This is a genomic window from Kitasatospora sp. NPDC051164 (assembly GCF_044455625.1).
Lineage (GTDB): Bacteria > Actinomycetota > Actinomycetes > Streptomycetales > Streptomycetaceae > Kitasatospora.
The window spans coordinates 22,734-31,621 of the sequence record NZ_JBITFB010000059.1; the positions used below are offsets into that span (position 1 = coordinate 22,734).

An 8,888-nucleotide genomic window follows, 5' to 3' on the forward strand; every position below is an offset into this window, starting at 1 on the left:
GACGGGGTCCGCAGATCGAGCGGCGGACGCGGCCGCGAGCGAGTCGGGTGCTTGGCGACCTTGATCCGGTCCATCGTCGCCACCTCCTCGGGTGAGGTCTCCACCGTCACCCGCGGCACCGCCGTGGCCCCAGGGGCCCCGGACCCCATCGTCCGGTCCGACCAGGACCCCTGGCCGGTGGGCCACAGGGCCCACGAGACGTCGGGACGGGAAGAGGCCACCCGCTTCTCGCGGATCCTGATTGCGCGCTGCGCGGCCTTGGAACCACTACCCCGCGTCTTCCCGGGGCCCTTCCCGTCATATCCAGCACACCACCGGCGGCCCGGACCCGCCAGGGCTGTTCGGCCCCAGCCCCGGACCGCGCAGCCCTGTCCCGGCGCGGCCGGCGGCGCTGTGCTGGAAGCCGGGGGATCGCAGCAGAGGGAGGCCGACCGTGGCAACCGAGACCAGTCCCACCGAGGTGGGCCCCACAGAGCAAAGCATGATCCACACCCGGTGCGGACGCACGATCGCGGTCTCCCGATTCGCCCCGGGGGTCCTGCCCCCTGAGCTGGGCCGCGTCGTCCTCGACACTGCTTGCGAGCCGTACGACCGGACGGAGGTCTGGGCCTCGCTGACGCCGGGAGAGGCCAGGCAGCTGGCCGGCCTGCTCCTCCAGCAGGCCGCGGCCGTCGAGCGACCGGAGCCGAGCGTGCCCGGTCACGTCGAGGCCGTCAGCGTCCACGGGGATGTCTACGCGATCACCACCCGGGGACATCTTCTGACGGTTGATCAGCCCCGAGCGGATGGTGGCACCGCCACCGGTCCGACAGCCGTCGAGCTGCTGTCCGCGGCTCTGGCCGGGTGCGTCGCGCACTACGCGGGGCGCTACCTGGACCGTCACGGCATCGCCCGCGACGGCCTGCGGGTGACCGCTGGCCACACCATGGCCGCCGACCGGCCCGCCCGGATCACCGCCGTGGCAATCCGCCTGGCGGTTCCTCACCTGCCGCCCGAGCGTGCCGAGGCACTGCTCGCGGTCGCCTCGCACTGCACGGTCCACAACACCCTCGGGCGTCCGCCCGAGGTGTCCATCACGCTGGAGCCGGAGCGACGAGAGTCGCCGATCTGGTGATCACTCCACCGGTCACGTTGGCGCCCCGGCCCACGGCCCGGCACACGGCGCGCCGGATGGACGAGCAGGCAGTCGACTGCGCGCTCCGTGATCATCCCGGTGCGGAGCGAGGACCGGAACAGCGACCTGAAATACGGCCTAGCTAGGCCCCCGAGCAGCACCGGCCGCGCCCCGCCCCGGTCCGAGAGCGTGCCGAAGGCCGGCTTGAGCAACACCTCCGCCCCGTCTTACAGCGCCAGCAACCCGCCCAGCACCAGCCACGAGGCGTGGTGCGCGGCGGTGAAGCCGCCCAGGTTGGCGGCTATGCCACGGGCGCCGAAGGCGGTGGTGAACCCGGCCGCGTACAGCGGCCAGATCTGCCGCCGCAGGGCCCGGTCATCGGTGAGCGAATCAGGCATCGTCGGCTTCCTCGGGACATCGGCGGCCAGAATTCTGCGAGCCCGCTTGCTCTCGGATCTCCGCTGCCGCCCTCGCGGTCGGAACGCGCGGCTGGCTCAACTGGTGCACACTGTGGCCCCTTGATCTGCGTTGTTGTTGGCGCGAGGACACGCTACCGAGGCAGGGCCGCACAGGGGAGCGCGCCGCCGCTGTGTGCTCGGGGTGTAGAGCTGCGGGCTCCGCCGGGCGGGGCTTGAGCGGTTTGGATGCGCTGGTCGGGGCGTAGCATCGGAGGCCGATATCGGTTTCGTCACTCTCTGGGTGGCGCGGTTCAGGGAGGCCACGGGTTGCGGGAGTTCCAGCGGGGAGCGGTGCGGCTGCACATCCTGCACCACGCGGCCGAGGAGGAGATCCACGGCGCGTGGATGGCCGGGGAGCTGGCCGGGCACGGGTACAAGATCAGCCCGGGAACGCTGTACCCGACGTTGCACCGGCTGGAGTCGGACGGGCTGCTGGTCTCGGAGCAGCGGGTGGTGGACGGCCGCACCCGCCGGGTCTACCGGGCCACCGAGGCCGGCAGGGCGGCGCTGGCGGAGGACCGGCGGGCGCTGGCGGAGCTGGCCCGCGAGGTGCTGCCCCCGGACCAGCCCCGCCCCTGACACTGCCCGTTCAGGTGCGGGCGAGCATCCGGCGCGCGCCGTAGGCGGCGGCGCCCAGCGCGATCACCACCGCGCCCCACAGCACCGAGGACGCCGGGAGCGCGAAGGCGAGTACCAGACAGCCCATCGTGCCGACGACCGGCACGATCCTGGGCGGGCGCCCCTCGGCTGGGGTGAGTGTCCAGGCGGAGACGTTGGCGACGGCGTAGTAGGCGAGCACGCCGAAGGATGAGAAGCCGATCGCACCCCGCACATCGGCTGTGGCGGCCAGGACCGCGACGATGGTGCCGACGGCGAGTTCGGCGCGGTGTGGCACCTGGAATCGCGGGTGGACGGCGGCCAGGGCGTGGGGCAGGTGATGGTCGCGGGCCATCGCCAGGGTGGTGCGCGAGACGCCGAGGATCAGCGCGAGCAGCGAGCCGATGGCGGCGACCGCCGCGCCGACGCGCACCACCGGAGCCAGGCCCGGCACGCCGGCGGCGCGGACGGCGTCGGCCAGCGGGGCTGCGGTGTGGGCGAGGCGGTCGGGGCCGAGCACCGCGAGGACGGCGAGCGCGACGACCGCGTAGACGACCAGGGTGATGCCGAGCGCCACCGAGATCGCGCGGGGGATGGTGCGGGCCGGGTCGCGGACCTCCTCGCCGAGGGTGGCGATGCGCGCGTACCCGGCGAAAGCGAAGAACAGCAGCCCCGCCGCCTGGAGGGTGCCGTGGAAGCCGTTGCCAGTGCCGATGGCCCAGTGCCCGGTGTCGGCGGCGGAGCTGGTCAGGCAGGCGGTGACCACCCCGGCGAGCACGGCCAGCACCACGGCCACGATCGCGCGGGTCAGCCAGGCGGCCTTCTGGACGCCGACGTAGTTGACCGCCGTCAGCGCCACCACCGCGGTGACCGCCACGGCATGTGCCTGTGAGGGCCACACGTACGAGCCGACGGTCAGCGCCATCGCCGCGCAGGAGGCGGTCTTGCCGACCACGAACCCCCACCCGGCCAGGTAGCCCCAGAACTCGCCCAAGCGTTCGCGCCCGTAGACGTAGGTGCCGCCCGACTGCGGGTAGCGGGCCGCCAGCCGCGCGGAGGAGGTCGCGTTGCAATAGGCGACGACCGCCGCCAGCGCGAGCCCGAGCAGCAGCCCGGACCCGGCTGCCGAGGCCGCCGGGGCGAGCGCGGCGAAGATGCCCGCGCCGATCATCGACCCCAGTCCGATCACCACCGCGTCGAACACGCCCAGGTGCCGCTGCAACTGCCCGGCACCGGGCGCGGCCGCTGGCTTTCTCATGACCCACTCCTTGGCGGCGCGCACCCGCACCGATACGTTTACGGAACCCGATATCGGAAGACGATATAGAGCGGCCGCAACAGCACAGGGCGCCGAGCCCGGCCAAGCCTCGCCATGGCCTGCACAGCCATGATGATCACGATGATGCGCGGCATGGGCGGCGGCGGACGCTCCTGACCCGGGAGTCCGGCATGCCCGTGACGACGACGCTGATCGGCGCACTGCTCCTCGCCGGATGGCTCTGGTGGGCGGCGAGGCACGCGGCTGCGTTCTGTCGCCGGTGCCCCCTGGCCAGCCTGGCCGGACCCGGCGCAGTCGCCGCTGCCGCCGAGCGCAGGCTCCCCCACCGTCTTGAGAGCGGCCAGATCGACACCGCCGCCTACTACGCCGCTATGCGCGCGCTGCGGAGCGGCGGCCGGACACCACAAGGGGGGACGGGATGGATGAGGCCGCGTATGGCCTGTGGCCGCTGGTGGTGCTCAACACCGCCCTGTTCGCGGTACTCGCCGCGAGCTTCTTCCACCCCAGGACGAAGCGGGACTGGCGTGCGATGGGCGCCTACACCGCCTTCCTGGGCGCGTTGTTCACCGAGATGTACGGAATCCCGCTGACCGTTTACCTGCTGGGCAACTGGCTGGCCAAGCACGCGGCATCCCACGGCTGACGGACCCGGCAGCGCCTGGTCGGCCAGTCCGACGATTCCGCGGGCACGCATACGCCGCATTCACCACAGCCACGGCAAGCGCGTGCGGACCACGCGACCCGGTCGCGGCCGACACGGACGAAGAGGCAGGCGAGGATTGACCGGCATCACTGTGGTCTTGGCCGTGCCCGGGATCGACCTTCCTGCCGGGTCGACCGTCTACCAGCTCATCACCGAGCAGGTCCGGGCGACCGCGCCCGACCTACTCGACCTGTTCGGCGTCGGTCAGGACTCCGCCGCCACCTTGCTGATCGCGGCCGGTGACAATCCGGACCGCCTCGCCAACGAGGCCGCCTTCGCCGCTCTGTGCGGGGTCAGCCCGGTCGAGATGTCCTCCGGCAAGACCCAGCGCCGCCGGCTGAACAGGGGCGGCAACCGCCAGGCCAACGCCGCCCTGTTCCGCGTCTTCCTCACCCGCCTGCGCTGCCACCCGCAGACCCGCGCCTACCTGCAACGACGCACCACCGAGGGCCGCACGAAACGAGAGATCATCCGCTGCCTGAAGCGCCACCTGGCCCGGCAGATCTACAAGATCACAGGTTGACAGACATAGGGGCATCGAGCAGGCGGCCCTCAAACGGCTCTACCTCGCCACCCTCGCCCTCGACCCCACCGGACGAGGCCGCCAACGCTGGAGCAACCGCTGGCTCGGCGCACTCAACGCCTTCGACATCGCCTTCGACGGCCGCCTGTCAGCCGCGCGGGCGTAAGCCAACCGGCCCACGCCCGACAACAAGATCAACACCTAGGCCAACCGGGTGCCGTACACCTAGATCGTGATAGTCCCGGCGTGGGTGGCTGATCTGAAGGTGTTCCGACGGGGGGCTGATGGCCGGGATGTCGAGCTGCGGGGTTCGACGGTGACGCGGGAGCGGGAGCTGCAGCGGCGGGTCGAGGGGGCGCTGGAGGAGATGCTGGGGGTGCGGTTCCTGGCGTCGGAGTACTCGACGGGGCCGTGGCACCAGGGGCGGATCGACACTCTGGGGCTGGACGAGGCGGCGTGCCGGTGGTCATCGAGTTCAAGCGCGGGCGCGATGCCGGGGTGATCACCCAGGCGGGGTCCTACCTGGTGTGGCTGCTGGCGCGCTGGTGCGCAGACGGCTGGGCGCCGATGTCGCGGAGCGGTCCAGTGGCAGCGGCCTCGGGTGATCTGCATCGCGGGCGAGTTCTCGCGCCATGACCGGGCTGCGGCGTCGGCGTCGCTGTACCAGCGGGATCACCGCGTCGACCTGGTGCGCTACCGGGTCTTCGGGCCGGACCTGCTGACGCTGCAGCTGGTCGAGACCGTTCCAGGTTTCGCCGCCTCGGGTGCCGCGTCGGTGCCGGCCGGTGCGGCCGACGAGGCGGATGACGAGGCGGGTGACGAGCCGGAGGTGGTCGCGGTGCCGGTGGAGTCCTCGCAGGTGGAGGTGCCGGAGTGCCTGCGGGAGTTGTACGGCGAGCTGGACGAGGTGCTGACCGCGGTGGGCGAGCTGGAGGTGGTGGTGCTCAAGCACTACATCGCCTACAAGCGGCTGCTGAACGTGGCGTCGGTGGTCTTCCGCCCGTCGCCGTCGCATCGGGCGCTGCTGGTGTATCTGCGGCTGGACCCGGACACGGTGGAGCTGGAAGAGGGCTTCACCCGCGACGTGCGCGGCATCGGGCACCCGGGGACGGGTGACCTGGAGGTGCGGATCGCCTCGTCGGCGGACGTGGAGAAGGCGGTGCCGTTGATCCGGCGGGCGGTCGAGGAGTCCTGACGGGGCAGGAAAGGGCGGCTGGAGTCTGGTGCTCCGGCCGCCCTTTCGCGTCTTCGGCCCCTTGGCCGGGTGACGGTTCTCACCCTCACGCCTCCGGTCCGGCGAGGACGAGGTCGTCCTGGGTCAGCTCGGCGCGCAGCCGCTGTTCAACTGGTGCAGTGGGGTTTTTCGATCCGGGGAGTATTCCTCAGTGTTCGGGTCGGTTCCTCTCTCATGGCTACCTGCCGGGTTGACGCTCACGATCCGGCCTTCCCCCGCGAGGGGGAGGCGAGTGGCCCGTGGGATGGATGTGATCAGCGCGGGTGACGGGGAGTCTTGGGGTGTCAGCAATCCGGATATACGGGGGTCACAGTGGCTGTTCCTGCGAACTCGAAGGTAGGCGGCGTTCCTAGGCCACCGACCACAAGCACGGGGCGGATGTTGTGGTGGCGGCGGTGGCCCATGTGGGTACCCACGGCCGCTGCTTTGTGGGGCGTGTTGTACGCCGCTGTCGAGGTCACCTGGGCGGCGACTGGTACCACCGTGCAATGGAAGGAGCACGCCGCGTATGCGCCGGCGGTCCAGCTCTTCCTGGCGGCCGTCGCGCTCCTGGCCGGCGGCGTCTGCCTGGCCGGCACCCGAACTCTCGCCAAGCTCGGCCGGGTTGCGGTGGCGACGGGGCTGATCACGACGCTCCTGGTATTCGTCGTGGGAATGAACGGGCTGCCGATCTACTTCGTGACGATTGTGACGCTCTCGGGGGTCGAGAGCGCCACCGGTCTGGCCCAGGTGCTGCTGAACACGGCCGGCGCTGCCCTCCTGCTCCTCGTCGGCCTGTCGTACCGCCGACGGCTGCGCGGCGACTGCCCGCGCTGCGGGCGGCCGCACGCCGGCACCAGCGACGGCCCGCTCGCCCACCCAGCCGCCTCCCGAGCCCCGAGGCGCACCCGCGTCGCGGTGTACCTGCTCATGTGCGGACTCCTGCCGTGGGCAGGATCCAAGACCATCTGGACACTGGGCGGCAACGTACTCGGCGTCGCGGGCGATGACTGGAACAGGACGACGACCGCCGAAGCGTCGGGCCCGGCGAAGGCAACCGCGTCGGCGGGGATCGACGTGACCGTGCTGGCCGCGATGGTGGGGATCTTCCTACTGCTGGGGCTGCTGTACGTGTGGGGGCAGGTGTTCCCCCGCTGGACGCTGTTCCTGTCCGGACGACGGGTCCCTCGCCTACTGCCCTTGATACCGGCTTGGCTGACCGGCATCCCACTGGCGATGTACGGGGTCATCCTCAACGTCATGGCCCCGCTCATGGCTGTCGGCGTACTGCCCAAGCTCAAGCCGTCCCCGCCGTTCACCTCCAGCTCGGGGATCATCTGGTTCGGCGAGTTCGGCGGCCTGGCATTCGGCGGCCTGGGCATCGGCCTCCTCGTGGCCGCCCGCTCCTACAGCGCCCGCACCCGCCCCGTCTGTTCCAGCGCCCTGGAAGTGACGCAGCCCGAGTAGTCGGGTATCGGAATGTCAACTTCCTGCTGGCGATCGACGCGTAGTTGGCGGCGGTTCCCGATCAAATCGCTCAAGTGGATCGTGTCAAGCCCGCTTCCTTCCTGGACTGAACGGCCCGGCTGCCAGAGGGGGCTGACGTTCATGGCCGACCTGGTTCCGCAGTGTCGGCGAGGCCACCGGCACGCGCGGTGAGGTAAGTGGTCCAGGCGCGTTGAGCGCGACGCCCACCACCGCGGGCGCACCGCGGTGGTCCAGGAAGAGCCTCCGACGTCTGGAACATCACGGCGTCCGCCATCAGCTTCTGCAGGTGCCGGTGGTAGCCCATCTTCTTGATCACGCTGGTGTCATCCCCAAGTCGTCGCCGTGTATCTCCAACGCCCGTGCCAGCAGCCGGGTCCGGAACTCGTCCGAGACCCCTAAAGGTGGAGTCGGTCATTGGAACCGTCCGTTGCGACATGAGGTCGCTTGTGTTGAGTGAAGACGTCGAAGGAGGATCGACTGAGGTCGAAGACGTAGTCCGGGCCGTATCCGTGGCCTGTCCCTACCCCGACATGCGTGGCTGGGTCCTGCTCAGCCGGGTGTGAAGCTCGGGGGAAAGCCCAAGAGTCTCCGTTCCGCCCGGGGGCCACAGGCGATGGGAAGGCTGGGCATGGGGTGAATACCAGTGAATCCTTACTGATGCCTCGTAATTCCAACGCTTTGTGGCGGCATGTATCACAAAGTGACAGGGGCCCGTCGTTGAAAGGCGACAGGTGGCGGCCAAAGACTGATTTTGGTCGTGTGGATACCACCGCCCTCGGGGTATAGAGGACACCCAACCCCAGCCGCACCTCACACATGCGGAACATGGAAACCCCGCTAGAGTCCGATACGGGCGCAGTGCGCGAACGTAGCGGTAAGCCGATCGTAAGAGGGGCCTAATTCTCTGGCGGGACAGGATGCCCAAGAAGCTAACGCCGGCTGCCGAAAGGCGACACGAAACGCGAGGCGGACATGACCGACTCTCTCCTGTCGGATGCCCCGTGAAAGTGGCCGGATACCCGGCACGTGCCGGGACGCGAAAGCGTGCTGACGTGTGGCAGGTGAGCCTTTGAAGACGAACTGTAGGAGCTACCCGAACCGAAGGGCAAGTTAGACACCTTATGGTGAACGGACCTGAAGGCCCCTCGCAGATGCAGCTGGAGGCCGACGATTGGAATTGGATCGCCTGGCGCTCGGTCGAGCGAGAGGTAGAGCGGCTCCGGCAGCGAATATTCAAGGCGACTCAGGAAGGCGACTGGCCCAAAGTCAGGAACCTGCAGAAGCTGATGCTACGTTCCCGATGCAACACGCTGCTCAGCGTGCGGCAGGTGACGCAGCGAAATGCTGGGCGCAAGACCGCAGGGGTGGATGGTGAGGTCGCACTGACCTCCGAAGCGAGGGCAAATGTGGCGGTGCGCGTGCACCAATCCATCACCTCCTGGAGGCCCCGTGCGGTGAAGCGCGTGTACATCCCTAAGGGATCAAATCCCGCAAAGCTGAGACCTCTCGGCAT

At 69.9% G+C, this 8,888-nt stretch carries 6 protein-coding genes and 4 pseudogenes; 8 read left to right on the forward strand and 2 right to left on the reverse strand.

Going from position 1 to position 8,888, the window contains the following annotated elements; genetic code table 11:
• Positions 1-481 precede the first annotated feature (481 nt).
• Positions 482-1,114, forward strand: coding sequence for an OsmC family protein (locus tag ACIBEC_RS44955; protein ID WP_360508871.1), 633 nt, complete (start codon positions 482-484; stop codon positions 1,112-1,114).
• A gap of 143 nt (positions 1,115-1,257) precedes the next feature.
• On the opposite strand, the pseudogene ACIBEC_RS44960 reads toward ACIBEC_RS44955, so the two are convergent.
• Positions 1,258-1,512 (reverse strand): annotated as a pseudogene (locus ACIBEC_RS44960) (MFS transporter); the annotation flags it as partial.
• Between the two features lie 327 nt (positions 1,513-1,839).
• Here ACIBEC_RS44960 and ACIBEC_RS44965 point away from each other — a divergent pair.
• On the forward strand, positions 1,840-2,151 hold the full coding sequence (locus ACIBEC_RS44965) for a PadR family transcriptional regulator (RefSeq protein WP_360508873.1): 312 nt from the start codon (positions 1,840-1,842) through the stop codon (positions 2,149-2,151).
• A 10-nt stretch (positions 2,152-2,161) separates the two neighbouring features.
• Here ACIBEC_RS44965 and ACIBEC_RS44970 read toward each other — a convergent pair whose 3' ends face one another.
• The gene (locus tag ACIBEC_RS44970; protein WP_360508875.1) at positions 2,162-3,427 is read right to left on the reverse strand and encodes an APC family permease; all 1,266 of its coding nucleotides are present in this window, start codon (positions 3,425-3,427) and stop codon (positions 2,162-2,164) included.
• A 439-nt stretch (positions 3,428-3,866) separates the two neighbouring features.
• On the opposite strand from ACIBEC_RS44970, the pseudogene ACIBEC_RS44975 reads away from it, so the two are divergent.
• From ACIBEC_RS44975 to ACIBEC_RS45000, 6 genes and pseudogenes are all read left to right on the forward strand, one after another.
• Positions 3,867-4,064, forward strand: a pseudogene (locus tag ACIBEC_RS44975) (isoprenylcysteine carboxylmethyltransferase family protein); the annotation flags it as partial.
• A 190-nt stretch (positions 4,065-4,254) separates the two neighbouring features.
• Positions 4,255-4,674 carry a transposase gene (locus ACIBEC_RS44980; protein WP_360508877.1) on the forward strand — a complete coding sequence of 140 codons (420 nt, stop codon included), beginning with the start codon at positions 4,255-4,257 and terminating at the stop codon, positions 4,672-4,674.
• Between the two features lie 16 nt (positions 4,675-4,690).
• Positions 4,691-4,840, forward strand: a pseudogene (locus tag ACIBEC_RS44985) (IS256 family transposase); the annotation flags it as partial.
• Between the two features lie 84 nt (positions 4,841-4,924).
• A pseudogene (locus tag ACIBEC_RS44990) lies at positions 4,925-5,869 on the forward strand (hypothetical protein).
• 441 nt (positions 5,870-6,310) lie between these two features.
• Positions 6,311-7,354 carry a hypothetical protein gene (locus ACIBEC_RS44995; RefSeq protein ID WP_360508878.1) on the forward strand — a complete coding sequence of 348 codons (1,044 nt, stop codon included), beginning with the start codon at positions 6,311-6,313 and terminating at the stop codon, positions 7,352-7,354.
• Between the two features lie 1,172 nt (positions 7,355-8,526).
• Positions 8,527-8,888, forward strand: a 362-nt coding sequence (locus ACIBEC_RS45000; RefSeq protein WP_396290650.1) for a reverse transcriptase N-terminal domain-containing protein, incomplete at its 3' end; no start/stop codon positions are given.

Bases quoted from the DNA above. Each gene is read 5' to 3' on its own strand.
- ACIBEC_RS44955 (WP_360508871.1), top strand. From the start codon at position 482: ATGATCCACACCCGGTGCGGACGCACGATCGCGGTCTCCCGATTCGCC.
- ACIBEC_RS44970 (WP_360508875.1), bottom strand. From the start codon at position 3,427: ATGAGAAAGCCAGCGGCCGCGCCCGGTGCCGGGCAGTTGCAGCGGCAC.
- ACIBEC_RS44995 (WP_360508878.1), top strand. From the start codon at position 6,311: ATGTGGGTACCCACGGCCGCTGCTTTGTGGGGCGTGTTGTACGCCGCT.